Origin of the sequence: Rhizobium sp. IY2, from assembly GCF_047532935.1 — a bacterium.
Lineage (GTDB): Bacteria > Pseudomonadota > Alphaproteobacteria > Rhizobiales > Rhizobiaceae > Rhizobium > Rhizobium anhuiense.
In genome coordinates this window covers 131,964-158,699 of record NZ_JBLKNU010000006.1, presented here as the reverse complement: position 1 = coordinate 158,699, position 26,736 = coordinate 131,964, and the positions used below count along the sequence as shown (strand labels likewise).

17 protein-coding genes are annotated in these 26,736 nt (G+C 63.0%); 13 read left to right on the top strand and 4 right to left on the bottom strand.

Annotated elements, in window-relative coordinates:
* The first annotated feature begins 1 nt into the window (after window position 1).
* The 13 genes from ACMUVN_RS20090 (at window position 2) to ACMUVN_RS20030 (ending at window position 22,050) form a co-directional block, all read left to right on the top strand.
* Window positions 2–679 (top strand): response regulator transcription factor, encoded by a 678-nt coding sequence (locus tag ACMUVN_RS20090; RefSeq protein WP_025570656.1) that lies wholly within the window; start codon window positions 2–4, stop codon window positions 677–679.
* The gene (locus ACMUVN_RS20085) at window positions 676–2,058 is read left to right on the top strand and encodes a sensor histidine kinase (RefSeq protein WP_063475324.1); all 1,383 of its coding nucleotides are present in this window, start codon (window positions 676–678) and stop codon (window positions 2,056–2,058) included. The genes ACMUVN_RS20090 and ACMUVN_RS20085 overlap by 4 nt, the downstream gene beginning before the upstream one ends.
* Window positions 2,059–2,170: 112 nt before the next feature.
* The gene (locus tag ACMUVN_RS20080; protein ID WP_414815410.1) at window positions 2,171–5,497 is read left to right on the top strand and encodes a DUF2126 domain-containing protein; all 3,327 of its coding nucleotides are present in this window, start codon (window positions 2,171–2,173) and stop codon (window positions 5,495–5,497) included.
* A 39-nt stretch (window positions 5,498–5,536) separates the two neighbouring features.
* On the top strand, window positions 5,537–7,951 hold the full coding sequence (locus ACMUVN_RS20075; RefSeq protein ID WP_047616384.1) for a circularly permuted type 2 ATP-grasp protein: 2,415 nt from the start codon (window positions 5,537–5,539) through the stop codon (window positions 7,949–7,951).
* Between the two features lie 5 nt (window positions 7,952–7,956).
* Window positions 7,957–8,835 carry a transglutaminase family protein gene (locus tag ACMUVN_RS20070; protein ID WP_063475322.1) on the top strand — a complete coding sequence of 293 codons (879 nt, stop codon included), beginning with the start codon at window positions 7,957–7,959 and terminating at the stop codon, window positions 8,833–8,835.
* A 115-nt stretch (window positions 8,836–8,950) separates the two neighbouring features.
* Window positions 8,951–10,171 (top strand): TadE/TadG family type IV pilus assembly protein, encoded by a 1,221-nt coding sequence (locus tag ACMUVN_RS20065; RefSeq protein WP_063475321.1) that lies wholly within the window; start codon window positions 8,951–8,953, stop codon window positions 10,169–10,171.
* A 275-nt stretch (window positions 10,172–10,446) separates the two neighbouring features.
* The gene (locus tag ACMUVN_RS20060; protein WP_063475320.1) at window positions 10,447–12,909 is read left to right on the top strand and encodes a glycogen/starch/alpha-glucan phosphorylase; all 2,463 of its coding nucleotides are present in this window, start codon (window positions 10,447–10,449) and stop codon (window positions 12,907–12,909) included.
* Window positions 12,906–15,113, top strand: a complete 2,208-nt coding sequence (gene glgB, locus ACMUVN_RS20055; protein WP_063475319.1) for a 1,4-alpha-glucan branching protein GlgB — start codon at window positions 12,906–12,908, stop codon at window positions 15,111–15,113. The genes ACMUVN_RS20060 and glgB overlap by 4 nt, the downstream gene beginning before the upstream one ends.
* A 19-nt stretch (window positions 15,114–15,132) precedes the next feature.
* Complete coding sequence (gene glgC, locus ACMUVN_RS20050) at window positions 15,133–16,395, top strand: glucose-1-phosphate adenylyltransferase (protein WP_028756864.1); 1,263 nt, start codon at window positions 15,133–15,135, stop codon at window positions 16,393–16,395.
* Window positions 16,396–16,398: 3 nt separating this feature from the next.
* The gene (gene glgA / locus ACMUVN_RS20045; RefSeq protein WP_063475318.1) at window positions 16,399–17,841 is read left to right on the top strand and encodes a glycogen synthase GlgA; all 1,443 of its coding nucleotides are present in this window, start codon (window positions 16,399–16,401) and stop codon (window positions 17,839–17,841) included.
* 6 nt (window positions 17,842–17,847) lie between these two features.
* On the top strand, window positions 17,848–19,479 hold the full coding sequence (locus tag ACMUVN_RS20040; RefSeq protein ID WP_028756866.1) for an alpha-D-glucose phosphate-specific phosphoglucomutase: 1,632 nt from the start codon (window positions 17,848–17,850) through the stop codon (window positions 19,477–19,479).
* Between the two features lie 12 nt (window positions 19,480–19,491).
* A complete protein-coding gene (gene glgX / locus ACMUVN_RS20035) occupies window positions 19,492–21,471 on the top strand; it encodes a glycogen debranching protein GlgX (protein ID WP_097543085.1) in 1,980 nt (659 codons plus the stop codon).
* Window positions 21,472–21,561: 90 nt separating this feature from the next.
* Complete coding sequence (locus ACMUVN_RS20030) at window positions 21,562–22,050, top strand: MaoC family dehydratase (protein WP_047616372.1); 489 nt, start codon at window positions 21,562–21,564, stop codon at window positions 22,048–22,050.
* Between the two features lie 302 nt (window positions 22,051–22,352).
* On the opposite strand, the gene ACMUVN_RS20025 is transcribed toward ACMUVN_RS20030, so the two are convergent.
* From ACMUVN_RS20025 to ACMUVN_RS20010, 4 genes are read right to left on the bottom strand one after another with little or no spacing between them, the layout of a single operon-like run.
* Complete coding sequence (locus ACMUVN_RS20025; RefSeq protein ID WP_047616370.1) at window positions 22,353–22,754, bottom strand: VOC family protein; 402 nt, start codon at window positions 22,752–22,754, stop codon at window positions 22,353–22,355.
* 48 nt (window positions 22,755–22,802) lie between these two features.
* Window positions 22,803–23,351 carry a sarcosine oxidase subunit gamma gene (locus ACMUVN_RS20020; RefSeq protein WP_132575840.1) on the bottom strand — a complete coding sequence of 183 codons (549 nt, stop codon included), beginning with the start codon at window positions 23,349–23,351 and terminating at the stop codon, window positions 22,803–22,805.
* On the bottom strand, window positions 23,344–26,337 hold the full coding sequence (locus tag ACMUVN_RS20015) for a sarcosine oxidase subunit alpha (protein ID WP_132575838.1): 2,994 nt from the start codon (window positions 26,335–26,337) through the stop codon (window positions 23,344–23,346). The genes ACMUVN_RS20020 and ACMUVN_RS20015 overlap by 8 nt, the downstream gene beginning before the upstream one ends.
* Complete coding sequence (locus tag ACMUVN_RS20010; protein WP_028756872.1) at window positions 26,334–26,675, bottom strand: sarcosine oxidase subunit delta; 342 nt, start codon at window positions 26,673–26,675, stop codon at window positions 26,334–26,336. The genes ACMUVN_RS20015 and ACMUVN_RS20010 overlap by 4 nt, the downstream gene beginning before the upstream one ends.
* Between the last annotated feature and the right edge of the window lie 61 nt (window positions 26,676–26,736).

Sequence of the window (26,736 nt, the reverse complement as noted above, 5' to 3'; positions counted from 1 at the left end):
CGTGCGCATCCTGCTCACCGAAGACAATATCGCGCTGGCCGACGGCCTGTCGGCGATCTTGCGCGGCACGGGCCACGCCGTCGATGTCGTCCATGACGGCGCATCCGCCAATGCGGTCATTGCTGCGGAAAATTTCGATCTGGTGATTCTCGACCTCAACCTGCCCGAGATGGACGGGCTCGACGTGCTGCGTGCCATGCGCGCCCGCCAGAACCAGGCTGCCGTCCTCATCCTGACGGCGCGCGGCACGCCGGAAGAAAGGGTGAAGGGCCTCGACCTCGGCGCTGACGATTACCTGATCAAACCCTTCGACATCGCCGAATTCGAGGCGCGTGTGCGGGTATTACTGCGCCGCCAGGCGGGGCTGCGTTCGGCGACCGTCGGTTTCGGCGGCATTTCTTTCGATCTCAATTCCCGCACCTTTTCATCAGGCGCCGCACCCCTCGATATTCCCGCCCGCGAGCTCGGCCTGCTCGAAATCCTCTTCATGCGGGCCGGCAAGGTCGTCGCCAAGGAAGCGATCATCCAGTCGCTGACGGCCTTCGACGACGACATTTCCGCAAACGCCATCGAGCAATATGTCAGCCGCTTGAGAAAGCGTCTCTCGCCGCACGGCCTGACCGTCAAGACTGCCCGCGGCATCGGCTATTATCTCGACAAGCTGCCCGAGGCCTCATGAAAGCCGCCTATTCCCTCCGGCGCCGGCTGCTCTTCTGGCTGCTCGTCTCCACCGCCGTGATCGGCACGCTGGCGCTTGCCGATACCTATCGCGAGGCGGTCCAGACCTCGAACATCGTCTCCGACCGCGTGCTCGCCGGTTCGGCGCTGGCGATCGCCGAACGCGTCGTCGTCGCCGAGGACGGCACGCTGCAGGTCGATATCCCCTATGTCGCGCTTGAAATGCTGACCTCTGCCGCGCAGGATCGCGTCTTCTATCGCGTCGACGGCCCGCCGGGCCAATTCATCACCGGCTACCAGTCGTTGCCGGTCCTGAAGAAGACGCCGCCCAATGCTGCCGCCTTCGCCGACGACACCTTCCGCGGCGAGCCGATCCGTGTCGCCACACTCGAACGCTCAGCCTCGACGGGCATCCGCTCCGTGCCCTTCGTGGTAACGGTCGCCGAAACCACCATCGCCCGCCGCCAGCTGGCGCGGGCAATCCTCGTCCGCTCGGCATTGCGCCTCGCCTTCATGATTGCGGGCGCGGCCGTCATCGTCTGGATTTCGGTCACGGTGGCGCTCCGCCCGCTCTATAAGCTCGGCGACGCCATCGGCGAACGCAGCCCCGATGACCTGCATCCGATCAAGCAGACTGTGCCAAGCGAGGTCGAGCCGCTGGTCGATACGGTCAATTCCTTCATGGTCCGCCTGCAATCGGCGCTCGATGCGCTGCGCCATTTCACCGGCAATGCCAGCCATCAGCTGCGCACACCGCTGGCGATCATCCGCACCCAGCTTGCTCTTTCCGCCCGCGCCGGCTCGCTGGATGAGGCGCAGGCGGCGGCGCTGAAGGGCGATCAGGCGGTGGCGCATGCCGAGCGCATCCTCGCCCAGTTGCTCCTGATGGCCAAGATCGACGCCGCCACAGCCAAGGAAGCGCTGACCGCCTCCGCCATCGATCTTGCCGCAATCGCCCAGGAAATCACCGGCGAGCAGATCCCGACGGCGGCCGTCGCCGGCATCGATCTCGGCTTCGAGGGCGAGAGCCCGGCGATGATCCGCGCCGAGCCGCTGCTGATCGGCGAAATGCTGCGCAACCTCGCCGGCAATGCCATCGCCTATGCCGGCAACGGGGCTGAGGTCACCGTCCGCATTATCGCTGCGTCAGAGACGATCCGCCTCGAAGTCGAGGATAATGGCCCCGGCATTCCGCGCGAGAAGCTGGAGGCGGTACGCCAGCGTTTTTCGCGCGGCCATGATTCCGGCGCGCCCGGCGCCGGCCTCGGCCTGCCGATCGTCGAAGAAATCGCCAATCTTTTCAATGCCGACCTGACGCTGGAGCCGGGTACGGACGGCAAGGGCCTGAAGGCGGCCGTCACCTTCGCCAAGGCAGCGTAAAAGCCTTCGGCTCGTTTGACCTTTCCACCTTGCTTTCTTTCGCTGCATTGCACACACTGATTTTCGGGAACAGCAAGCCGCACGACGATGCGAGCCGGATAAAAAGAGAAATATGTCGATCAAAGCCAGCATCTATCATCTGACGCATTACACCTATGACAAGCCGGTCCGCCTCGGCCCACAGATCATCCGGCTGAAACCTGCCTCGCATTCGAAGACACGGGTGCTCAGCCACTCGCTGAAGATCACGCCCTCCAACCATTTCGTCAACCTGCAGCAGGATCCCTACGGCAATTACCTTGCCCGCTACGTCTTTCCGGATCCGGTGACGGAGTTCAAGATCGAGGTCGATCTCGTCGCCGACATGACGGTTTATAATCCCTTCGACTTCTTCGTCGAGGAAGAGGCGACCAAGTGGCCCTTCGGATATCCGGAAACGATCCAGGAGGATCTGTCGATCTACATGACGCCGGAGCCGGCCGGCCCGCGCCTGAAGGCGCTGCTGCCGACGCTCGACTGGTCGCCCGGTCAGCCGACGGTCGATATGATCGTCGGCCTGAATGCCCGTCTGCAGCGGCAGATCGGCTATGTCATCCGCATGGAAACCGGCGTGCAGACGCCGGAGGAGACGCTGGAAAGCGCCAAAGGCTCCTGCCGCGACACCAGCTGGCTGCTCGTGCAGATCCTTCGCCATCTCGGCCTGGCCGCCCGCTTCGTTTCCGGTTACCTCATTCAGCTGACGCCTGATCTGAAGGCGCTCGACGGGCCCTCCGGCACCGAAGTCGATTTCACCGACCTGCATGCCTGGGCGGAAGTCTATCTGCCCGGCGCCGGCTGGGTCGGCCTCGATCCGACCTCCGGCCTCTTGACCGGCGAAAGCCATATCCCGCTTGCCGCCACGCCGCATTACCGCAACGCCGCTCCGATCTCCGGCGGTTATTTCGGCGAGGCCGAAACCGAATTCGCCTTCGACATGAAGGTCTCGCGCGTTGCCGAACACCCGCGCATCACCAAGCCCTTCTCCGATGAAAGCTGGGACGAGCTCAACGAACTCGGCGAGAAGGTCGACCGTGTCCTCGAAGCCGAGGACGTGCATCTGACGATGGGCGGCGAGCCGACCTTCGTTTCGATCGACGACTTCCAGTCCGAGGAATGGAACACCGCCGCCGTCGGCCCGACCAAGCGCGAAAAGGCCGACAGCCTGATCCGCCGGCTGCACGAACGCTTCGCCCCCGGCGGCTTCCTGCATTACGGCCAGGGCAAATGGTATCCGGGCGAAAGTCTGCCGCGCTGGACCTTCTCGCTGTACTGGCGCCGCGACGGCAAGCCGATCTGGCAGAACCTCGATCTGGTCGCCGCCGAAGGCAAGGATACCGGTGTTGCGGCCGAGGATGCCGAAAAGCTCCTGACGGCGATCGCCAAGGAACTGGCGATCAAGCCTGACATGGTGCAGCCGGCCTATGAGGATACTGCCGACTGGATTATCAAGGAAGGCAATCTTCCCGACAATGTCGATCCCGCGAATTCGAAACTGAAAGATCCCGAGGAGCGCAACCGCATCGCTCGCGTCTTTGCCCGTGGCCTCACCGGCCCCACAGGTTACCTCCTTCCGGTTCAGGCATGGAACGCCAGGGCGGCCGAAACACGCGTCTGGATCAGCGAGAAATGGCGCACTCGCCGCGGCAAGATCTTCCTCGTTCCAGGCGACAGCCCGATCGGTTACCGCCTGCCGCTCGGCACGCTGCCCTATGTTCCCCCGGCGCGTTATCCCTATATCCACCCCGCCGATCCGACCATCCCGCGCGAACCGCTGCCCGATGTTTTCGTGCCGGCCGGTCGCGCCATGCCGGAAGCCTCCTTCCACGCCGACGAGAGCAATCGCGGCCGCATCGAACAGACGCTCGGTGAAATCGGCGGCGCCGTGCGCACCGCCATGTCGGTCGAGCCGCGCGACGGCAGGCTCTGCGTCTTCATGCCGCCGGTCGAACGCATCGAAGACTATCTCGAGCTGATTGCCGCTGCCGAAAACGCCGCCGCCGAACTCAAGCTTCCCGTCCATATCGAAGGTTATCCGCCGCCGCAGGATGAGCGCATCAACGTCATCCGCGTCGCCCCGGATCCCGGCGTCATCGAGGTCAACATCCATCCGGCATCGAACTGGAAGGAGTGCGTCGATATCACCACGGCGATCTACGAAGAGGCGCGCGCCACCCGTCTCGGCGCCGACAAGTTCATGATCGACGGCCGCCACACCGGCACCGGCGGCGGCAACCACGTCGTCGTCGGCAGCGCCAATCCGAACAATAGTCCCTTCCTGCGCCGTCCCGATCTCTTAAAGAGCGTCGTCCTCCACTGGCAGCGCCATCCCTCGCTCTCCTACCTCTTCTCCGGCATGTTCATCGGGCCGACCAGCCAGGCGCCGCGCATCGACGAGGCCCGTCACGACAGCCTCTACGAGCTGGAGATCGCCATGGCGCAGATCGCTGCCCCCGGCCGCGGCCAGCAGCCGTTGCCCTGGCTCGTCGATCGCCTGTTCCGCAACCTGTTGACCGACGTCACCGGCAACACCCATCGCGCCGAGATCTGCATCGACAAGCTGTTCTCGCCCGAGGGCCCGACCGGACGGCTCGGCCTCATCGAGTTCCGCGGCTTCGAGATGCCGCCGAATGCCCGCATGTCGCTTGCCCAGCAATTGCTGGTGCGGGCACTGATCGCCCGCTTCTGGGTCAATCCCGTCGACGGCAAATTCGTCCGCTGGGGCACGACCCTGCACGACCGTTTCATGCTGCCGCATTTCGTCTGGACCGATTTCCTCGACGTGCTGGCCGACCTTCGCGAAAACGGCTTCGACGTCAGCCCGGAATGGTTCAAGGCCCAGCTTGAATTCCGCTTCCCCTTCTGCGGCGAAGTCGAATATGAGGGCTCGAAGCTGGAACTGCGCCAGGCGCTGGAGCCCTGGCACGTCATGGGTGAGGAAGGCGCGCCGGGCGGCACCGTGCGCTACGTCGACAGCTCTGTCGAACGCCTTCAGGTGCGGCTCGAAACCAGCAATACGGCGCGCTATACCGTCACCTGCAATGGCCGCACCCTGCCGCTGACACCAACCGGCACGTCGGGCGTGTCGGTCGCCGGCGTCCGTTACAAGGCGTGGCAGCCTGCCTCCGGCCTGCATCCCGTCCTGCCGATCAACACACCTTTGACTTTTGACATTTATGATACATGGTCGAAGCGTTCGATCGGCGGCTGCATCTATCATGTTGCCCATCCGGGCGGCCGGACCTATGACACCTTCCCGGTCAACGGCAACGAGGCGGAAGCAAGGCGGCTCGCCCGCTTCGAGCCGTGGGGACATACGGCGGGCGGCTATATCCCGCGCGCCGAGACGGGTTCGCTTGAATTCCCGCTGACGCTGGATCTGCGGCGGCCCGCCGGAATTTAAGGCTGAGGTGAGGGCCGGGGGTTTAGGGCTTGGGTTTTGATGGGTAAGAGGCCGGCAGTGGAACGCAGGGGAGAGGCAGAGGACCGCATCAAGGATGCGGCCTTCGACTATGCGCCGCTTCCTGGTACCGCTGACGAGATGGTCGACAACAAAGGCGTGGTCCGCCCCGTCTGGCAGCGTTTCCTCTCGCATCTGAGCGCAATGCCGGAAAAGGATCTCGCCGAGCGCTTCGCCCGCGCCGACCGCTACCTGCGCGATGCCGGCGTCTTCTACCGCGCCTATGGCAGCAAGGGCACCGGCGAACGCGCCTGGCCGATTTCGCACATCCCCGTGCTGATCGATGAGCGCGAATGGCAGACGCTGTCGGCGGGCCTCGTCCAGCGCGCCGACCTGCTGGAGGCGATCGTTGCCGATATCTACGGCGACAACCGGCTGGTGGAGGAAGGCGTCCTGCCGCCGGCACTGATCGCCGCCAATCCCGAATTCCAGCGACCGCTCGCCGGCATCCGGCCGGGTTCCGGCCACTATCTGCATTTCTGCGCCTTCGAGATCGGCCGCGGACCTGACGGCAACTGGTGGGTGCTGGCCGACAGGACGCAGGCGCCGTCAGGCGCCGGCTTCGCGCTGGAAAGCCGCGTTGCGACGACCCGGGCCTTCTCGGATATCTACGCCGAAACGCCGGTCCACCGCCTCGCCTCCTTCTTCGGCGCCTTCCGCGACGCGCTGCAGGGCATGAAACATTCGGGCGACGACCGCATCGCCGTGCTGACGCCCGGCCCCGCCAACGAGACCTATTACGAGCACGCCTACATCGCACGCTACCTCGGCTTCATGCTGCTCGAGGGCGAGGACCTCACCGTCGTCAAGGGCCGCGTCATGGTGCGCACCGTCGCCGGCCTGAAGCCGATCGGCGTGCTCTGGCGCCGTCTCGATTCGGCCTTTGCCGACCCGCTGGAGTTGAACCAGAATTCGCATATCGGCACGCCCGGCCTCGTGGAAGCGCTGCGCGCCGAAAGCGTCACCATCGTCAATGCGCTCGGCACCGGGGTTCTCGAAACCCGGGCGCTTCTGGCCTTCATGCCGACCATCTGTCGCCGCCTGCTGGGCGAGGATCTGCACCTCCCCTCGATCGCCACCTGGTGGTGCGGCCAGAAGGAAGAGCGCGAGCACGTCGCAAAAAACATCGAGAAGATGGTGATCGGCCCGGCCTATTCCCGGGCACCCTTCTTCGACGACAACGGCGAATCCGTGCTCGGCTCGTCGCTGCGTGCGACGGCCAAGGATTCCATCACCGACTGGCTGAGTTCGGACGGCCCGAAACTGGTCGGCCAGGAAGTCGTCACGCTCTCGACCACGCCCGCCTGGGTGGACGGCAAGCTCGTGCCGCGGCCGATGTCGCTGCGCGTTTTCGCCGCCCGCACGGCAAACGGCTGGCAGATCATGCCCGGCGGTTTTGCCCGTATCGGCTCCGGCGCCGATGTCGCGGCGATCGCCATGCAGTCGGGCGGCGCGGCCGCCGACGTCTGGATCGTCAGCGACAAGCCGGTCGAACGCCACACGCTGCTGCCGGCCGAGGGCAGCTTCACCCGCAACATGCCGGGCAGCTTGCCGAGCCGGGCGGCCGACAATCTGTTCTGGCTCGGCCGTTACATCGAACGCGCCGAAGGGGCGCTGCGCATCCTGCGCGCCTGGCATGCACGTTTCGCCGAAGCCGCCGATCCAAGCCAGCCGCTGCTAGCCGATGTCTCCGAATATCTGACGGCCGTCGATATCGATACCGCCGAACCCGTGCCGGAAACGCTCCTGCGCAACATCGACAGCGCCGTTTATTCGGCAAGCAACATCCGCGACCGTTTCTCGCCGGACGGCTGGCTGGCCCTCAACGACCTCGCCAAGACCGCCCGCCGCTTTCACGTCACCGTCTCTGCCGGCGATGACGCCAGCCATGCGATGACGATCCTTCTGCGCAAGCTCGCGGGCTTCGCCGGCCTTGTGCACGAGAACATGTACCGCTTCACCGGCTGGCGCTTCCTCTCGCTCGGCCGCTATATCGAGCGCGGCCTGCACATGACGCGCCTGCTCGGCCACATGTCCGGCCCGGAAGCGCCGGACGGCGCCCTCGACATGCTGCTCGAGATCGGCGACAGCGTCATGACCCACCGCCGCCGCTACAACGTCAACACGGCGCGGCTGACGGTCACCGACCTCTTGGCGCTCGACCCCCTCAACCCGCGCTCGGTCCTCTTCCAGGTGAACGAGATCCACCACGAGGTCGAGCAGTTGCCCAATGCCCTGATCAACGGCCAGATGTCACCCTTCTACCGCGAAGCGATGCGGCTCCATTCCGGCCTGGCGGTGATGACCCCGGAGGGCATGGGTGTCGAGGTCTATCAACGGCTCGAACGCGAACTGGAACAGCTTTCCGATCTGCTCGCCCAGACCTATCTCGGGTGACATCAATGCTCTACGATCTCACTCTCCGCATGGGTTACAGCTACGACGTGCCGGCCTCCGGCGCCCGCCACGTCATGCGGCTGATGCCGCTGTCGCTGACCAACCGCCAGCGCCTGGTCGCCGGCTCGATCACCGTCTCGCCGACGCCGGATGAGCAGGCGCATTTCGTCGATTTCTTCCATCATCCCGCCACCTCCTTCATGCTGCGTGCGCCGCACGAAACACTCGACATTCGCATGCAGGCCCGCGTGCAGGTGGAAAGCCAGCCGATCGCCGCCGATTTCTCGCCGCTGCTTGCCGACCTGCCGGAGGAGATATCAGGCATCTGGTCGTTGGCACCGGATTCGCCGCACCACTTCCTTGGCGACAGCCCGCGCCTCACCCAGGCACGCGAGATCAGCGACTATGCGCGAGGCTGTGCCCTGCCGACGCTGACAGCCATGCAGATCGCCCATGCGCTCTGTGCCCGCATCAACAAGGATTTCACCTATGATCCCGATGCGACGACGGTGGACACGACACCGCTCGAGGCGTTCCGATTGAAGCGCGGCGTCTGCCAGGATTTCACCCACATCATGATCCTGGCGCTTCGAAGCCTCGGCATTCCGGCCGGCTACGTCTCCGGCTTCCTGCGCACCATCCCGCCACCCGGCAAGGAGCGGCTGGAAGGGGCCGACGCCATGCATGCCTGGGTGCGGATCTGGTGCGGCGAGACGATCGGCTGGATCGAACTCGACCCGACCAACAACATCCCCGCTGGCATGGACCACATCGTCGTCGCCTATGGCCGGGACTATTCCGACGTCGTTCCCGTCATCGGCGTGCTGAAAAGCTATGGCGGCCAGCGCGCTGTCCAGGCGGTCGACGTCATCCCGCTGAAATAATCCCAAAACTGGAAAAATCCGCCGATTCGTTAAAATTCTATTGACGCCGTAAGGCCCGCGGAAAGGAGAGACGTGCCTAATATCACCTCACAGGGTTTCCAGTTGGGTGAACATGATGAGCACCTCCTTTTTGCATCCCTGCCTGCGTCGCATGTTGAGCGACCGTGGCGGTAATTTCGGTATGATGACGGCTATCCTGCTGCCCGTCCTTTTCGGAGCAGCCGGCATGGCGATCCAGGTGGGCGATATGCTGCTCTCGAAGCAGCAGTTGCAGGAGGCCGCTGATTCGGCGGCGCTCGCGACCGCCACCGCCCTGGCGAACGGCACGATCCAAACGTCGCAGGCCGAGGCCTTTGCGCAGAATTTCGTTGCCGGGCAAATGGCGAATTACCTGCAGAGCGGCACCGATATCAAGAACACGACGAGCGTCAGTGTCCAGACGACGACATCGGGCAAGTCGACATCCTATCAGGTGACGGTTTCACCGAGTTACGACCTCACGGTCAACCCGCTGATGCAGGCGGTCGGCTTCAGCACGCAGCATCTCTCGACGTCAGGCACGACGGTCGGTGGTCACTCACAGACCCAGGGCTCGATCTCTATGTTCCTCGCACTCGATAAGTCGGGGTCGATGGGAGAGGATACCGCGACCCTCACGACGGAATCGTACACCTACAAATGCAACCCTCACCCCAACAAAAACGGTAAGACAATCTACGACACCTGCACCGGCACGCGTACGCGTTATTACACAAAGATAGAAGCGCTGAAGCTCGCCGCCGACAAACTCTTTGGTCAGCTCGATAGCGCGGATCCCAATGCCGAATATGTGCGCACAGGCGCGGTATCCTATGATATTGTTGAATACCCCGCCAGCAGCCTCGCCTGGGGAACTGCCGCTGTCACGAGCTATGTCAACGCGCTTCAGTCGGGAGGTGGCACGAATTCCAGCGGCGCAGTGAACACGGCTTACACGTCTCTCACCGCCAAGAACGCCGCGGGCAATGACGCCGAAGACGCCGCCCACCGGCAGAAGACCGGGCAAGTGCCCAAGAAGTACATCGTCTTTATGACCGACGGCGACAATAACAATGATAGCGGCGGCGGCCGTTCCTACGACACCGCGACGAAGAAGACATGCGACGACGCGAAATCTAAAGGCATCGAAATCTATACGATTGCCTTTATGGCACCCGCAGGCGGACAGGCGCTGTTGCATTATTGCGCCTCCGACGACTCCCATTATTTCCAGGCTGAAAAAATGGAAGACCTCCTTGCGGCCTTTCAGGCGATCGGTGCGAAAGCCTCCGCTCAGCTGACACGTCTGACGAACTGAGCATACCGCTACGAAAAAGGGCAAAGGAAAAGCCGCTCCGGAACAAACCGGCGCGGCTTTTCGTTATTCTCGTCCAACCCATCTGATCGGGAAAAGCGATTGAAATCAATACCCTCAAGCCCCGTGAATATGAAGGTTTCGCAAATTTTTCGTTTGTCCAAATCCTTTGTTGCAAGTGCTTCCTAACGATGCATAAACTGTCGGAGCACAGGCGACAAATCGATTAAATCAGGCATAACATCCTGAAACCAAATTAAAATTGGCGAGATCTGACCATGAATACCGTTTCCAAGCCGGTTATCCCCTCTCCCGCTCCCCGCAGTTCAAGGCCGGAAATTCTCGCCGAAGAAATCATCGAACGCCTGACCTACCGCATCGGCAAGGACGCCAAGGTGGCAAAGCCGCATGACTGGCTGACGGCGACGATCCTGGTGGTCCGCGACCGCATCATCGATCGGTGGATGGCCTCCACCCGCGAGGTTTATGCGACCGGCGCCAAGCGCGTCTATTATCTCTCCCTCGAATTCCTGATCGGCCGCCTGATGCGCGACGCCGTCTCGAACCTCGGCCTGATGGAGGAGGTGCGCGATGCCCTCGCCTCGCTCGGCGTCGACGTCAACGTCATCGCCGGGCTGGAGCCGGATGCCGCACTCGGCAACGGCGGCCTCGGTCGTCTGGCGGCCTGTTTCATGGAAAGCATGGCAACCGTCGACGTGCCCGCCTATGGTTACGGCATCCGCTATGTCCACGGCCTGTTTCGCCAGCAGATGGCCGACGGCTGGCAGGTGGAACTGCCGGAAAACTGGCTCGCCCACGGCAATCCCTGGGAGTTCGAGCGCCGCGAAAGCTCCTATGAAATCGGCTTCGGCGGCGCCGTCGAATTCATCACCACCCATGACGACCAGCCGCGCTACGTCTGGAAACCGGCCGAGCGCGTCATCGCCGCCGCCTTCGACACGCCGGCCGTCGGCTGGCGCGGCAAGCGCGTCAACACGCTGCGCCTCTGGTCGGCGCAGCCGATCGATCCGATCCTGCTCGATGCCTTCAACGCCGGCGACCACATCGGAGCGCTGCGTGAAAGCAACAAGGCCGAAAGCCTGACCCGGGTTCTCTATCCCGCCGACGCCACCCCGGCCGGTCAGGAACTGCGCCTGCGCCAGGAATTCTTCTTCTCGTCGGCCTCGCTGCAGGACATCCTGCGCCGCCATCTGCAGCAATATGACGATTTCACCTCGCTGCCGGACAAGGTGGCAATCCAGCTGAACGACACCCATCCCGCCGTCTCGGTCGCCGAACTCATGCGCCTGCTCTGTGACGTCCACGGAATGGATTTCGACCAGGCCTGGGAAATCACCCGCCATACCTTCTCCTACACCAACCACACACTTCTGCCCGAAGCGCTGGAAAGTTGGTCGGTGCCGCTGTTCGAGCGTCTGCTGCCGCGCCACATGCAGATCATCTATGCGATCAATGCCAAGATCCTGATCGACGCGCGCAAGGGCAAGAATTTCACCGATGGGGAAATCCGCTCGATCTCGCTGATCGATGAAAGCGGCGACCGCCGCGTGCGCATGGGCAACCTCGCTTTCGTCGGCTCGCATTCGATCAACGGCGTCTCGGCCCTGCACACCGACCTGATGAAGGTCACGGTCTTTGCCGACCTGCACAAGCTCTATCCCGACCGTATCAACAACAAGACCAACGGCATCACGCCGCGCCGCTGGCTGCAGCAGTGCAATCCGGGTCTCACCAGCCTGATTCGCGAGGCGATCGGCGACGAATTCCTTGACGATGCCGAGAAGCTGACGCCGCTCGACAAGTTCGCCTCCGACCCGACCTTCCAGCAGAAGTTCGCCGCGGTGAAGCGGGCCAACAAGGTAGCGCTCTCCAATCTCGTTGCCAGCCGCATGGGCGTGAAGCTTGATCCCTCGGCGATGTTCGACATCCAGATCAAGCGCATCCACGAATACAAGCGCCAGCTGCTGAACATCATCGAGGCCGTCGCGCTCTACGACCAGATCCGCTCGCATCCGGAGTTGGATTGGGTGCCGCGTGTAAAACTCTTCGCCGGCAAGGCAGCGCCGAGTTATTACAATGCCAAGCTGATCATCAAGCTGATCAACGACGTCGCCCGCACGATCAACAACGACCCGTCGGTCCGCGGCCTCCTGAAGGTCGTCTTCGTACCGAACTACAATGTTTCGCTCGCCGAAGTCATGGTTCCGGCCGCCGACCTGTCCGAGCAGATTTCGACCGCCGGCATGGAAGCATCCGGCACCGGCAACATGAAGTTCGGCCTCAACGGCGCACTGACGATCGGCACGCTCGATGGCGCCAACGTCGAGATGCGCGACAATGTCGGCGAGGACAACATCGTCATCTTCGGCCTCAAGGCCGACGAGGTGTCGAAGGTCCGCAGTGATGGCCACAATCCCCGCGCCATCATCGAGGGGTCGCGCGAGCTCGCCCAGGCGCTCGCCGCCATCGGCTCCGGCGTCTTCTCGCCTGATGACCGCAATCGCTACACCGCACTGATCGACGGCATCTATTCGCACGACTGGTTCATGGTCGCCGCCGATTTCGACGCCTATGCCCAGGCACAGCGCGAAGTCGACCAGATCTGGACCAACCAGTCCGCCTGGTACACAAAGACGATCAACAATACGGCGCGGATGGGCTGGTTTTCTTCCGACCGTACGATCAGGCAATATGCAGACGAAATCTGGAGAGCCGGATGAAAACGCCGAAAACCGTCCCTGAAGTAAAGCTTTCCTGGGAAATTTCGGCAGATGAAATCGCGGCGATCCTTGCCGGCTCGCATTCCAATCCCTTTGCCGTCCTCGGTGTGCACCAGGCCGGCGACGTTTTCGTCGCCCGGTGTTTCATCCCGGGCGCCGAGGAAGTGACCGCCATGACGCTCGATGGCAGCGTCATCGGCGAGTTGAAACAGCTCCATGCCGACGGCGTCTTCGCCGGCCCGGTTTCCCTGACCAAGCTCCAGCCGGTGCGCTATCGCGCCCGGCGCGGCGATGCCGAATGGGCTGTCACCGATCCTTACAGTTTCGGTCCGGTGCTCGGGCCGATGGACGATTATTTCGCCCGCCAGGGCTCGCACCTGCGCCTGTTCGACAAGATGGGCGCCCATCTCATCAAGCATGATGGCGCCCAGGGTATCCATTTCGCCGTCTGGGCCCCGAATGCGCAGCGCGTCTCGGTCGTCGGCGATTTCAACAATTGGGACGGCCGCCGCCACGTGATGCGCTTCCGCGCCGATAGCGGCATCTGGGAAATCTTCGCCCCGGATGTGCCGATCGGCGTTGGCTACAAGTTCGAGATCCGCGGCCAGGATGGCGTATTGCTGCCCCTGAAAGCCGACCCCTTCGCGCGGCGCAGCGAACTCCGGCCGAAGACCGCCTCCATCACCGCCGCCGAACTGGTGCAGGAGTGGGAAGACGAAGCCCACCTCAAGCACTGGCGCGAAACCGACAAGCGCCGCCAGCCGATCTCGATCTACGAGGTGCATGCCGCCTCCTGGCAGCGCCGGCAGGACGGCACGATGCTGTCCTGGGACGAGCTCGCCTCCAGCCTCATCCCCTATTGCGCCGATATGGGCTTCACCCATATCGAGTTCCTGCCGATCACCGAGCACCCCTACGACCCCTCCTGGGGTTACCAGACGACCGGCCTCTACGCGCCGACCGCTCGTTTCGGCGAACCGGAAGGTTTCGCCCGTTTCGTCAACGGCTGCCACAAGGTCGGCATCGGCGTCATTCTCGACTGGGTGCCGGCGCATTTCCCGACCGACGAACACGGCCTCGGCTGGTTCGACGGTACCGCACTCTACGAGCACGAAGACCCGCGCAAGGGCTTCCATCCCGACTGGAGCACGGCGATCTACAATTTCGGCCGCACCGAGGTCGTTTCCTATCTCGTCAACAATGCGCTTTACTGGGCCGAAAAATTCCATCTCGACGGCCTGCGCGTCGATGCCGTCGCCTCGATGCTCTATCTCGATTATTCGCGCAAACACGGCGAATGGATCCCCAACGAATATGGTGGCAACGAGAACCTCGAAGCGGTCCGCTTTCTGCAGGATCTCAACATCCGCATCTACGGCCAGCATTCCAACGTCATGACCATCGCCGAGGAATCGACCTCCTGGCCGAAGGTCTCGCAGCCCGTTCATGAAGGCGGCCTGGGCTTCGGCTTCAAGTGGAACATGGGCTTCATGCATGACACGCTGAGCTACATGAGCCGCGATCCCATCTACCGCGGGCACCATCACAACGAGCTGACCTTCGGCCTGCTCTACGCCTATTCGGAAAATTTCGTCCTGCCGCTCTCGCATGACGAGGTCGTCCATGGAAAAGGTTCGCTGATCGCCAAGATGCCGGGCGACGACTGGCAGAAATTCGCCAATCTGCGCGCCTACTACGCCTATATGTGGGGCTATCCCGGCAAGAAGCTCTTGTTCATGGGCCAGGAATTCGCCCAGTGGAGCGAGTGGAGCGAGGAGAAGTCGCTCGACTGGAACCTGCTTCAGTATCGTATGCACGAGGGCATGCGGCGCCTGGTGCGCGACCTCAATTTCACCTATCGCAGCAAGCCGGCTCTGCATGAGCGTGACTGCGAAGGCGAAGGCTTCGAATGGCTGGTCGCCGACGACCATCAGAATTCCGTCTTTGCCTGGCTGCGCAAGGCGCCGGGCCAGAAGCCGGTCGCCGTCATCACCAATTTCACCCCTGTCTACCGCGAGAACTACTCGATCCGCCTGCCGTCCGCAGGCCGCTGGCGGGAAATCCTGAACACCGATGCCGACATCTACGGCGGCAGCGGCAAGGGCAATGGCGGGCGCGTGCAGGCCGTCGATGCCGGCGGCAACATCACCTGCTCGATCACCTTGCCGCCCTTGGCGACAATCATGCTTGAACCTGAAAATTAGTGACTGGTGGGAGGAGAAAATGGTAGAAAAACGCGTTCAGCCACTTGCCCGCGATGCAATGGCTTATGTTCTGGCGGGCGGTAGGGGAAGCCGTCTCAAGGAACTCACCGACCGGCGTGCCAAGCCGGCCGTCTATTTCGGCGGCAAGGCTCGCATCATCGATTTCGCCCTGTCGAACGCCCTGAATTCCGGTATCCGCCGCATCGGCGTCGCCACGCAATACAAGGCGCATTCGCTGATCCGCCACATGCAGCGTGGCTGGAACTTCTTCCGCCCCGAGCGCAACGAGAGCTTCGACATCCTGCCCGCCAGCCAGCGCGTCTCCGAGACGCAATGGTACGAGGGCACCGCCGACGCCGTCTATCAGAACATCGACATCATCCAGGATTACGGCGTCGAATACATGGTCGTGCTTGCCGGCGACCACGTCTACAAGATGGACTATGAATGGATGCTGCAGCAGCACGTCGATTCCGGCGCCGACGTCACCATCGGCTGCCTGGAAGTGCCGCGCATGGAAGCGACCGGCTTCGGTGTCATGCATGTCAACGCGAAGGACGAGATCATCGCCTTCGTCGAGAAGCCGGCCGATCCGCCGCCCATTCCCGACAAGCCGGATTTCGCCCTCGCCTCGATGGGCATCTACGTCTTCCACACCAAGTTCCTGCTCGATGCGCTGCGCCGCGACGCCGCCGATCCGAACTCGAGCCGCGACTTCGGCAAGGACATCATCCCCTATATCGTCAAGAACGGTAAGGCGGTCGCCCACCGCTTCGCCAAGTCCTGCGTCCGGTCCGATTTCGAGCACGAGCCTTACTGGCGCGACGTCGGCACGATCGACGCCTATTGGCAGGCCAATATCGACCTGACGGCGATCGTTCCGGAGCTCGACATCTACGACAAGTCCTGGCCGATCTGGACCTATGCCGAGATCACCCCGCCGGCGAAATTCGTCCATGACGACGAGGATCGCCGCGGCTCGGCCACCTCCTCCGTCGTATCGGGCGACTGCATCATCTCCGGCGCCAGCCTGAACAACAGCCTGCTCTTCACCGGTGTCAGGGCCAACTCCTTCTCCAAGATGGAAGGCGCCGTCATCCTGCCGAACGTAAAGATCGGACGGCGCGCGCAGCTCAAGAATGTGGTGATCGACCATGGTGTCGTCATTCCGGAAGGCTTGGTTGTCGGCGAGGATCCCGAGCTCGACGCCAAGCGTTTCCGGCGGACGGAAAGCGGCATCTGCCTGATCACGCAACCGATGATCGACAAGCTGGATATCTGACTTATGAAAGTTCTTTCGGTTTCGTCCGAAGTCTTCCCTTTGATCAAGACAGGGGGCCTGGCCGATGTGTCAGGCGCCCTGCCGATTACTCTCAAAGCCTTCGGGGTCGAGACCAAGACCCTTCTGCCCGGCTATCCCGCCGTCATGAAGGTCATTCGCAACCCGGTCGCCAGGCTCGAATTCGCCGACCTGCTCGGCGAGCGGGCGACGGTGCTCGAGGTTGAGCACGAAGGCCTCGATCTGCTCATCCTCGATGCGCCGGCCTATTACGACAGGCCGGGCGGCCCCTATCTCGATCCGCTCGGCAAGGACTATCCGGACAACTGGCGCCGGTTTGCCGCTCTGTCGCTTGCCGCCTCCGAGATTGCCGCCGGCCTGATGCCCGGGTGGCGGCCGGATCTCGTCCACACCCACGACTGGCAGGCGGCGCTGACGTCGGTCTATATGCGCTATTACCCGACGCCGGAACTGCCGAGCGTGCTGACCATCCACAATATCGCCTTCCAGGGCCAGTTCGGTTCCGAGATCTTTCCCGGCCTGCGCCTGCCCGCCCATGCCTTTGCCACCGAAAGCATCGAATATTACGGCACTGTCGGCTTCCTCAAGGGCGGCCTCAAGACCGCTCATGCGATCACGACGGTCAGCCCGACCTATGCCGATGAGATCCTGACCTCGGAATTCGGCATGGGGCTCGAGGGCGTCATCGCCAGCCGCATCGACAATCTGCACGGCATCGTCAACGGCATCGACACCGATGTCTGGAACCCGGCGACCGATCCCGTCGTCCACACCCATTACGGCCCGACGACGCTCAAGAACCGCGAGGAGAACCGTCGCTCGATCGCCGAATTCTTCCATCTCGACAATGACGACGCCCCGATCTTCTGCGTCATCAGCCGTCTCACTTGGCAGAAGGGCATGGATATCGTCGCCAACGTCGCCGATGAGATCGTCGCCATGGGCGGCAAGCTCGTCGTGCTCGGCTCCGGTGAAGCGGCGCTTGAAGGCGCGCTGCTCGCCTCCGCCAGCCGCCATCCCGGCCGCATCGGCGTCTCGATCGGTTATAACGAGCCGATGTCGCACCTGATGCAGGCCGGCTGCGATGCGATCATCATCCCCTCGCGCTTCGAACCCTGCGGCCTGACCCAGCTTTACGGGCTGCGTTACGGCTGCGTGCCGATCGTCGCCCGCACCGGCGGATTGAATGACACGGTGATCGACGCCAATCACGCCGCACTTGCAGCGAAAGTCGCAACCGGCATACAATTTGCCCCCGTGACAGAAACAGGCATGCTACAGGCAATCCGCCGTGCGATGCATTTTTACCAGGACCGAAAACTCTGGACCCAATTGCAAAAGCAGGGCATGAAATCGGATGTCTCCTGGGAGAAGAGCGCCGAACGCTACGCTGCCCTCTATTCAAGCCTCGTCTCGAAAGGCATGTGACCTAAAATGATCAAGTCCGTACCCACCACGCCCTATCTGGACCAGAAACCCGGCACGTCGGGCCTGCGCAAGAAGGTTCCAGTCTTCCAGCAACCGAATTATGCGGAGAACTTCATCCAGTCGATCTTCGATTCGCTGGAAGGCTATCAGGGCAAGTGCCTCGTCATCGGCGGCGACGGACGCTACTACAATCGCGAAGTCATCCAGAAGGCCGTCAAGATGGCCGCTGCCAATGGCTTCGGCAAGGTCATGGTCGGCAAGGGCGGCATCCTGTCGACGCCGGCCGCCTCCCACATCATCCGCAAATACAAGGCTTTCGGCGGCATCATCCTCTCCGCCAGCCACAATCCCGGCGGCCCGACCGAAGACTTCGGCATCAAATACAACATCAACAATGGCGGCCCGGCGCCGGAAAAGATCACCGACGCGATCTATGCGCGTTCCAAGACGATCGACAGCTACAAGATCGCCGATTTCGCCGACGTCAATCTCGACCGCATCGGCAAGGACGAGCTTCCCGGCGGCACGATCCTCTCGGTCATCGACCCGGTCGAGGACTATGCCGCACTGATGGAAGAACTGTTCGATTTCGGCGCCATCCGCAACCTGATCAGCCTCGGCTTCCGCATTGCCTTCGATGGGATGAGCGCCGTCACCGGCCCCTATGCCAAGGAAATCTTCGAAAATCGTCTCGGCGCTCCCTCGGGCTCCGTGCGCAACTTCATGCCGCTGCCGGATTTCGGCGGCCATCATCCCGACCCGAACCCGGTTCACTGCAAGGAACTCTTCGACGAGATGATGGGCGATGATGCGCCCGATTTCGGCGCCGCTTCCGACGGCGACGGCGACCGCAATCTGATCATCGGCCGCGGCATCTTCGTCACGCCGTCCGACAGCCTGGCGATCCTTGCCGCCAACGCCAATCTCGCCCCCGGCTATTCCGGCGGCCTCGCCGGCATCGCCCGCTCGATGCCGACATCGGGTGCTGCCGACCGCGTCGCCGAAAAGCGCGGCATCGGTATGTACGAGACGCCAACCGGCTGGAAATTCTTCGGCAACCTGCTCGATGCCGGCATGGCGACGATCTGCGGTGAGGAAAGCTCCGGTACCGGCTCCAATCATGTCCGCGAAAAGGATGGCCTCTGGGCCGTGCTGCTGTGGCTGAATATTCTTGCCGTGCGCGGCGAGAGTGTCGCCGATATCGTCACCCAGCACTGGCAGACCTACGGCCGCAACTATTATTCGCGCCATGACTATGAAGGCCTCGACACCGATGCGGCAAACGGCTTGGTCGACAATCTCCGCAGCCAGCTTTCCACCCTGGCCGGCAAGAGCTTCGGCAGCCTGAAGGTCGAGAAGGCAGACGACTTCGCCTATCACGATCCGATCGACAAATCGGTCAGCGAACATCAGGGTATCCGCGTGCTCTTCGAGGGCGGCTCCCGCGTCGTCTTCCGCCTGTCCGGCACTGGCACGTCTGGCGCAACCTTGCGTGTCTATATCGAGCGTTACGAGCCGGATTCGACTCGCCACAACATCGAAACGCAGGAAGCGCTCGCCGATCTGATCGCGGCCGCCGAAAGCATTGCCAGCATTCGGGAACGCACGGGACGCGACGCGCCAACCGTGATCACCTGATCCGGGGGGAACATGCGGGGAAGCAGTGCGGCGCAAGCCGGCGCGATCGTTTTCGAGACCGGCGTCGAATTTGCGGTGTGGTCGCGTGATGCCGCACAGATCGAGCTCTGCCTCTTCGAGGATGACGGCAACAGGGAATTCGCGCGCCTGCCGATGGCGCGCGACAGCAATCACATCCATCGTCTCTTTGTCGACGGGCTGAAGGCCGGCGCGCGCTATGGTTATCGCGCCGATGGCATCTACGCGCCCGATAACGGTCTCTGGTATGACCCCTCCAAACTGTTGATCGATCCCTATGCCAAGGAGATCGACAGGCCGTTCCGCTACGATCCCCGTCTCGGCATCTATGGCGAAGACAGCCAGGATCTGATGCCGAAGGCGATCGTCACTGCCGATATACCCGCCTTGGTCAGCAAGCCGCTCTTCAATCCGGGCGGCTTTATCTATGAGGTGGCGGTGCGGCCCTTCACCATTCTCCATCCCGACGTGCCGGAGGCAGAGCGCGGCACGGTTGCAGCCCTTGCTCATCCCTCCGTCATCGCACACCTGAAGCGGATCGGTGTCGACGCCGTCGAACTGATGCCGATCACCGCCTGGATCGACGAGCGCCACCTGCCGCCGCTCGGCCTCACCAACGGCTGGGGATACAATCCCGTCGCCTTCATGGCGCTCGATCCGCGGCTTGTCCCCGGCGGCATGACGGAGCTGCGCGAGACGGTCGCGGCCCTCCATGCCGAAGGCATCGCCGTCATCCTCGACCTCGTCTTCAACCATACCGGCGAGAGCGACCGTTACGGCGCGACGCTGTCGCTGCGCGGCCTCGACAATCTGCATTATTATCGCCACGCCCAGAATTGGCCGGGCGAGCTCATCAACGACACAGGCACTGGCAACACGCTTGCCTGCGATCATCCCGAGGTCCGCCGCCTCGTCATCGACAGCCTGCGCCATTTCGTGCTCAACGCCGGCGTCGACGGTTTTCGCTTCGATCTCGCCCCCGTGCTCGGCCGCACCGCAACGGGCTTCGAGCGCGACGGCGGAACGCTTGCCGCGATCCTCGCCGACGATGTGCTTGCCGACCGGATCATGATCGCCGAACCTTGGGATATCGGCCCGGGCGGCTATCAGCTCGGCAATTTCCCGGCGTCCTTCCTGGAATGGAACGACCGGGTCCGCGACGACCTGCGCTGTTACTGGCGCGGCGACGATTGGAAGAGCGGCGCGCTGGCAACCGCACTCGCCGGCTCCTCCGACATCTTCTCCCGCAACGACGGCAGGCAAACGCGCAGCGTCAACTTCCTCGCCGCCCATGACGGCTTCACGCTGATCGATCTCGTCTCCTACGCCGGAAAGCATAACGATGCCAACGGCGAACACAATCGCGACGGCCACAACGAGAACCACTCCTGGAACAACGGCGTCGAGGGGGAAACCCTCTATCCCACCATCCGCAAGCGTCGCCGTGACGACGTGATGGCGCTGATATCAACCCTCTTTGCCACCCGCGGCAGCATCATGCTGACGGCAGGCGACGAGGGCGGCCGCAGCCAGCACGGCAACAACAACGCCTATTGCCAGGACAACGAGATCACCTGGCTGGACTGGAAGGCGTTGGACGGGAATCTCATCGCCCACACCGCCTTCGTTGCGGAACTGCGTCGCCGCTTCACCGTCTTCTCCGAAATGGGTTTCCTGTCAGGAAATGGTGATGTCGAATGGATTTCGCTCTCCGGCGAGCCGATGACCGTTGCCGAATGGGAGACGCCGTCACTTTCCACCCTCGGCATGCTGCTTTCGACCGGGGACCGCTCCACACGCGGCAGGCAGACCCGGCTTGCCGTGCTTTTCAACCGCTCGGGGAGCCGCCAATTTTTCACGCTCCCTTCCCGGGGCGAACCGGGCTGGCGCCAGTTGACGCCTGAAGGAGCGCAGAAAGCCGGCAAGAGTGCAGCCGTCGAGCCGCGCTCCGTCGCCTTTTTCGTAGAAAATTGACCGCCTGCCTTCGCTTGCGCAAATCCTTGTCGCAATCGTCACAAATGCGCGATAAGGCTTTGCCGCGACGGCTTGTTTCACGAGGAATTTATGGTCACGGAAATTTCACTCTCCGACGTGCGGGGATTGATCGGCATGGAAACGGGCCTATCGGATTGGATCACCGTCGACCAGTCGATGATCGACGCCTTCGCGGCGGCGACCGACGATCATCAGTTCATTCACGTTGATCCTGCACGCGCGGCAGCCGAGAGCCCCTTCGGTGGTACCATCGCCCACGGCTTCCTGACACTGTCTCTGCTGTCGACGATGAACTACAACTGCCTGCCGAAAGTGCGCGAGCAGACCATGGGCATCAACTACGGCTTCGAGCGCGTCCGCTTCATGACGCCGGTGAAGAGCGGCGCCCGCGTCCGCGGCCGCTTCCTGCTCTCCGAGGCCCGCTTCCGCGGCGCCGGCATGCTGATGACCACCTATGACGTCTCGATTGAGATTGAAAACGAGAAGAAGCCGGCGCTGACGGCAAAATGGATCACCATCATCCAATTCGACCCGAAGGACCGCCCCGAGGACATCTGAGCAAAACTGCTTTTGCTACTCGGCCGAATTAGAGCCCTTCCGGGTTAGATTGCAGCATTCTGCCGGAGCAGGTTTTCGTCAGGGCAAAGATGCCCGGCCCACCGGCCGCACTGCTTCGCCATGCGAAGCAACAGGTGCGTCCGGCGATTCTAAAGTCTTGCAGATTTTCCCCGAAAATCTGCGGGAGGGTTGGCTGAAACGGGTCGGCTGATCGACCGGCCGGCTTGGCCGTAGAACTGGGCTACGACGCGCGCCGGCCGGTCGACCATCCGACTCCGTTTGAGCCAACAGAATGCTGCAATCTAACCCGGAAAGACTCTAAACACGGCTTCGAGAGCATGTCCGTCGGGATCCGTGACGAACGCCGCGTAATAGTGCTCACCGTAATGGGGCCGCAGGCCGGGCCGGCCATTGTCACCGCCGCCATGCGCGATGGCCGCCGCATGAAACCGATCGACCGCCTGGCGGTTCGGGGCGGCAAAGGCCAGATGAAAACCCGGGCCGGCTGGACGCTGGCCATCCGGGCGATGCTTGATCGCCAGTTTGTCCCCGCCGCCGGGAAGGCCATAGCCGATTGCCTGCCCCGTTTGCCCCGGCCGGATATCGTCCCAGACCCTGACGTAACCGAGCGCGGCCAGCGTGGTATCGTAAAATGCCGCCGACCGTTCAATATCGGAAACGCCGAGAGAAGCATGGTGCAGCATTGGCCTACCCCTTGAATGAAGGCTGACCCAGCCGGGATTGGCGCGGGTTCAATGCCCGGCGTCGTGAGCCGCCTCGTTCAGCAGCCCGAAGACGTAGTCCGAGAACGACCGCCAGCATTCCACCCGGAACGTGTCTTCTTCCGTGCGGAAAAGCACGATCTCCGCCTTGCCCAGGATCGTGCGCGATGCGGCTCCGACCGGAAAGGCAGCAAGCGACAGATCCTGCGGGCAGCCGGCCGAAAGCGTTGCCTCCGCACCCGGTCCCGAGACGATGATCGCGACATTGCGGTGGGACACGTCGGTCGCCGAATGCAGCGCGCCGGCACCGGAAAATGCCGCCATCAGGTCGGCGCCGTCCTCATCGATGACAAGCCATTCGTCCGGCCCGATCCACAGCGCCGAGCGGGGGCCAGCCCGGCCGGATGTTTTCGAGGCGGCCGGCACAGACAGGCCGAGAGCACCGGAAAGTGCTGCGAGCGATTCCGCCGGCGCGCGCAGCGCCACCCGGCTGGCAGCGGGTGCGGTCGTCAGCCGCACCGTTGCGGAGCCGCCGAGACGGCCGGCAAGCGCCGGTTTGCGAATTGCGACTTCAGCCATGGATCCGGCCTCCTTCCTTGTCAAAGAATACCAGATCCGTCACTTCGACGGCGATCGTTCGATCCGGCATCGGCACATAGAGCGTTTCGCCCATCCGCGCCCGGCCGCCGGCGACGAGTGCAAAGGCGATCGACCTGTCGCAATTGTCCGACCAGTAAGCTGATGTGACGTGGCCGAGCATGGTCATCGGCTTCGGCTCGTTCGGGCTCGCGACGATCTGCGCGCCTTCTTCGAGCACCAGCTTCGGGTCCTTGGTGACGAGGCCGACAAGCTGCTTGCGCCCGTCCTTGACGAGATCCGGCCGCTTCAATCCGCGAATGCCGACGAAATCCGTCTTTTTCTTCGAAACCGCCCAGGAAAGTCCGGCGTCATCGGGGGTCACGGTTCCATCGGTGTCCTGCCCGACGATGATGTAACCCTTCTCGGCGCGAAGCACGTGCATCGTCTCCGTTCCATAGACGCAGGCGCCGAGCGGTTCGGCATTGGCCCAGACCGCTTCGAGCACCGACTGGCCGTAGTCGGCCGGCACGTTGATTTCGAAGCCGGTTTCGCCGGTGAACGAGACGCGGAAGAGCCGCGCCGGCACCCCGCAGACCGTGCACTCGGCAACGCTCATATGCGGGAAGGCCTCGTTCGAAAGATCGAGCCCTTCGACCAGCGGCGCGACGATCTCGCGCGCCTTTGGCCCCTGCACGGCGATGACAGCCCATTGCTCGGTCACCGAGGTCAGCCATACCTTCAGATCGGGGAATTCCGTCTGCAGGTAATCTTCCATGTGGTGCAGGACGCGCGGCGCGCCGCCGGTCGTCGTCGTGACATGGAAACGGTCGTCCGCCAGGCGTCCGACGACACCGTCGTCATAAACGAAGCCGTCCTCGCGGGTCATGATGCCGTAGCGGGCCTTACCGGGCTTCAACGTATCCCAGGCATTGGTGTAGATGAGGTTGAGGAACTTCGCCGCATCCGGACCGAGCACCTCGATCTTGCCGAGCGTCGAGGCGTCGAAGATACCGGCCGACTCGCGCGCCGTCCGGCATTCGCGTGCAACCGCCTGATGCATGGTCTCGCCAGCCCGCGGATAGAACCAGGCGCGCTTCCAGTTGCCGACATCTTCGAAGACCGCGCCATGGGCCTCCTCCCAATCGTGCAGCGGCGTCTTGCGTGTCGGGTCGAACAGCTCACCACGCGAATGGCCGATCAGCGTACCGTAGGTGACCGGCGTATAGGGCGCACGGAACGTGGTGAGCCCCACCTGCGGGATTTCCTTGCCGAGCATTTCGGCGGCAATCGCCAGGCCATGCATGTTGGAGAGCTTGCCCTGGTCCGAGGCCATGCCGTTGGTCGTGAAGCGCTTGATATGCTCGATCGAATGCATGCCTTCGCGCACGGCAAGGCGGATATCCTTGGCGCAGACGTCGTGCTGGAAATCGATGAAGGCCTTGGCGTTGGTCTTCGGACCGGCGCCTTCGGCAGCGCCGATCATGCCGCCCGTCCAGTCATAGGCCTGCTCGGCCGAAATTGCGATCTTCTCGCCGCTGCTTTTGCCGGTGGCCTGCGCCATCAGCTCGCCGGCGGCAAGCGATTCCTCGATCGTCCGCTGCAGGTCGTCGGTGCCGTTGCAGGCACCGACCGAAAGGCAATCCTGCGCGTAAGAGCCTGGCAGGAAACGCTGGCTTTCGGCATCGAAGGCCACCTTGCCGCGCGACTGCGAGAAGAGATGGACGGACGGCGTCCAGCCAGCCGAAACCAGGAGCGCATCGACCGCGATCTTGCGCGATGAACCGCCGCCGTTGCGCGCCACCGTCATCGATGAGATGCGCAGCCGTCCCGCGGTGTTGATAACAGACTGGCCTGTGAGAACATCGATGCCGAGCGCACGCGCCTCTTCCAGCACCGCCGCGCCCGGCGCTTGCCTGCTGTCGACGATGGCGGCGATCGAAACACCGGCCCGTTTCAGATCGAAAGCCGCTTCATAGGCTGAATCGTGCGCCGTGTAGATGCCGACCTTGGTGCCGACGGCGACGCCGTAATGATTGAGATACATCCGCCCCGCCGAGGCGAGCATGATGCCCGGCCGGTCGTTGTTCGGAAATACCATGTGCCGCTCGATCGCGCCGGTGGCGAGGATGACCCGCTTGGCCCGGACCTGCCAGAGCCGCTCGCGCGGCAGATCGTGGGAGGGCTTGGCGATATGGTCGGTGACGCGCTCGGCAAGACCGACGAAATTGTGGTTGTAGTAGCCGAAGGCGGTCGTGCGGGTGAGCACTTCGACATTGTCCATCGCCTTCAGCCGCGCCACGGCCTTCTGGGCCCAGGCATAGCCGTCCTGTCCGTCGATCGTCACGCCGGCATCGTAGCGCAACGCACCGCCGGCTTCCGCCTGCTCGTCGCAAAGGAACACCCGGGCACCGGTCTCAGCCGCAGCCAACGCAGCCGAAAGCCCGGCAACGCCGGCGCCGACCACCAGCACGTCGCAATGGGCATAGCGGCTGGCATAATGGTCCGGATCCTCTTCCGTCGGCGCGACCCCGAGGCCGGCGGCGCGACGGATGAGCGGTTCGTAGACGTGTTTCCAGGCGGCGCGCGGCCACATGAAGGTCTTGTAGTAGAAACCGGCGGCGAAGAACGGCGACATCAGATTGTTGACGGCGCCGACATCGAAGGCGAGCGAGGGCCAGCGGTTCTGGGAGTTGACGATCATGCCGTCAAAAACTTCCTGCACGGTGGCGCGCACGTTCGGCTGCTTGCGCGCCGTATCACGGGCGACGTCGATCAGCGCGTTCGGCTCCTCGGCCCCTGCAGACAGAATACCGCGGGCCCGGTGATATTTGAACGAACGTCCCAGAAGATGCACATCGTTGGCGATCAGCGCCGAGGCGACGGTATCACCTTCGAGCGCCGTATAGCTCTTTCCGTCGAAGCTGAAGCGTGCGGTCTTGGCCGGTGTCAGGCGCCCCTTGCCGGCGATACGGTTCACGCCGCTCATTGCGCCTCTCCTTCCACGGCTTCATATGTCTCGACAGGCCCATGCTGCTTGGCCGCAGCCCCGATCTCAGGCTTCGGCTCGCCCGCCTTGTAGGTCACGATGAACTTGTCGGTCACCGTATCTCGCGCCGCGTTGAAGAAACGCCCGCAGCCGTGAATGTGTCGCCAACGTTCGAAGATCAGCCCCTTCGGATTGTCGCGCAGAAAGAAATAGGCCTCGAATTCCTCGTCCGAGATCGAGGCGATCTCGGCGGGCCGCGCGATATGCGCGTCACCCGCGCCGCGGAATTCGAGCTCGGAACGCTCTTCCTGACAGTAAGGGCAATGGATCAGCAGCATGTGGGATTTCCTTCTCCTCCCCTTCTCCCCAGCAGAGAGAAGGTGCCTGAAAGGCGGATGA

What these genes read in the sequence shown, in the direction of transcription:
- ACMUVN_RS20085 (WP_063475324.1), top strand. Translation starts at nt 676, where the DNA reads ATGAAAGCCGCCTATTCCCTCCGGCGCCGGCTGCTCTTCTGGCTGCTC.
- ACMUVN_RS20080 (WP_414815410.1), top strand. Translation starts at nt 2,171, where the DNA reads ATGTCGATCAAAGCCAGCATCTATCATCTGACGCATTACACCTATGAC.
- ACMUVN_RS20075 (WP_047616384.1), top strand. Translation starts at nt 5,537, where the DNA reads ATGGGTAAGAGGCCGGCAGTGGAACGCAGGGGAGAGGCAGAGGACCGC.
- ACMUVN_RS20070 (WP_063475322.1), top strand. Translation starts at nt 7,957, where the DNA reads ATGCTCTACGATCTCACTCTCCGCATGGGTTACAGCTACGACGTGCCG.
- ACMUVN_RS20065 (WP_063475321.1), top strand. Translation starts at nt 8,951, where the DNA reads ATGAGCACCTCCTTTTTGCATCCCTGCCTGCGTCGCATGTTGAGCGAC.
- ACMUVN_RS20060 (WP_063475320.1), top strand. Translation starts at nt 10,447, where the DNA reads ATGAATACCGTTTCCAAGCCGGTTATCCCCTCTCCCGCTCCCCGCAGT.
- glgB (WP_063475319.1), top strand. Translation starts at nt 12,906, where the DNA reads ATGAAAACGCCGAAAACCGTCCCTGAAGTAAAGCTTTCCTGGGAAATT.
- glgC (WP_028756864.1), top strand. Translation starts at nt 15,133, where the DNA reads ATGGTAGAAAAACGCGTTCAGCCACTTGCCCGCGATGCAATGGCTTAT.
- glgA (WP_063475318.1), top strand. Translation starts at nt 16,399, where the DNA reads ATGAAAGTTCTTTCGGTTTCGTCCGAAGTCTTCCCTTTGATCAAGACA.
- ACMUVN_RS20040 (WP_028756866.1), top strand. Translation starts at nt 17,848, where the DNA reads ATGATCAAGTCCGTACCCACCACGCCCTATCTGGACCAGAAACCCGGC.
- glgX (WP_097543085.1), top strand. Translation starts at nt 19,492, where the DNA reads ATGCGGGGAAGCAGTGCGGCGCAAGCCGGCGCGATCGTTTTCGAGACC.
- ACMUVN_RS20030 (WP_047616372.1), top strand. Translation starts at nt 21,562, where the DNA reads ATGGTCACGGAAATTTCACTCTCCGACGTGCGGGGATTGATCGGCATG.
- ACMUVN_RS20025 (WP_047616370.1), bottom strand. Translation starts at nt 22,754, where the DNA reads ATGCTGCACCATGCTTCTCTCGGCGTTTCCGATATTGAACGGTCGGCG.
- ACMUVN_RS20020 (WP_132575840.1), bottom strand. Translation starts at nt 23,351, where the DNA reads ATGGCTGAAGTCGCAATTCGCAAACCGGCGCTTGCCGGCCGTCTCGGC.
- ACMUVN_RS20015 (WP_132575838.1), bottom strand. Translation starts at nt 26,337, where the DNA reads ATGAGCGGCGTGAACCGTATCGCCGGCAAGGGGCGCCTGACACCGGCC.
- ACMUVN_RS20010 (WP_028756872.1), bottom strand. Translation starts at nt 26,675, where the DNA reads ATGCTGCTGATCCATTGCCCTTACTGTCAGGAAGAGCGTTCCGAGCTC.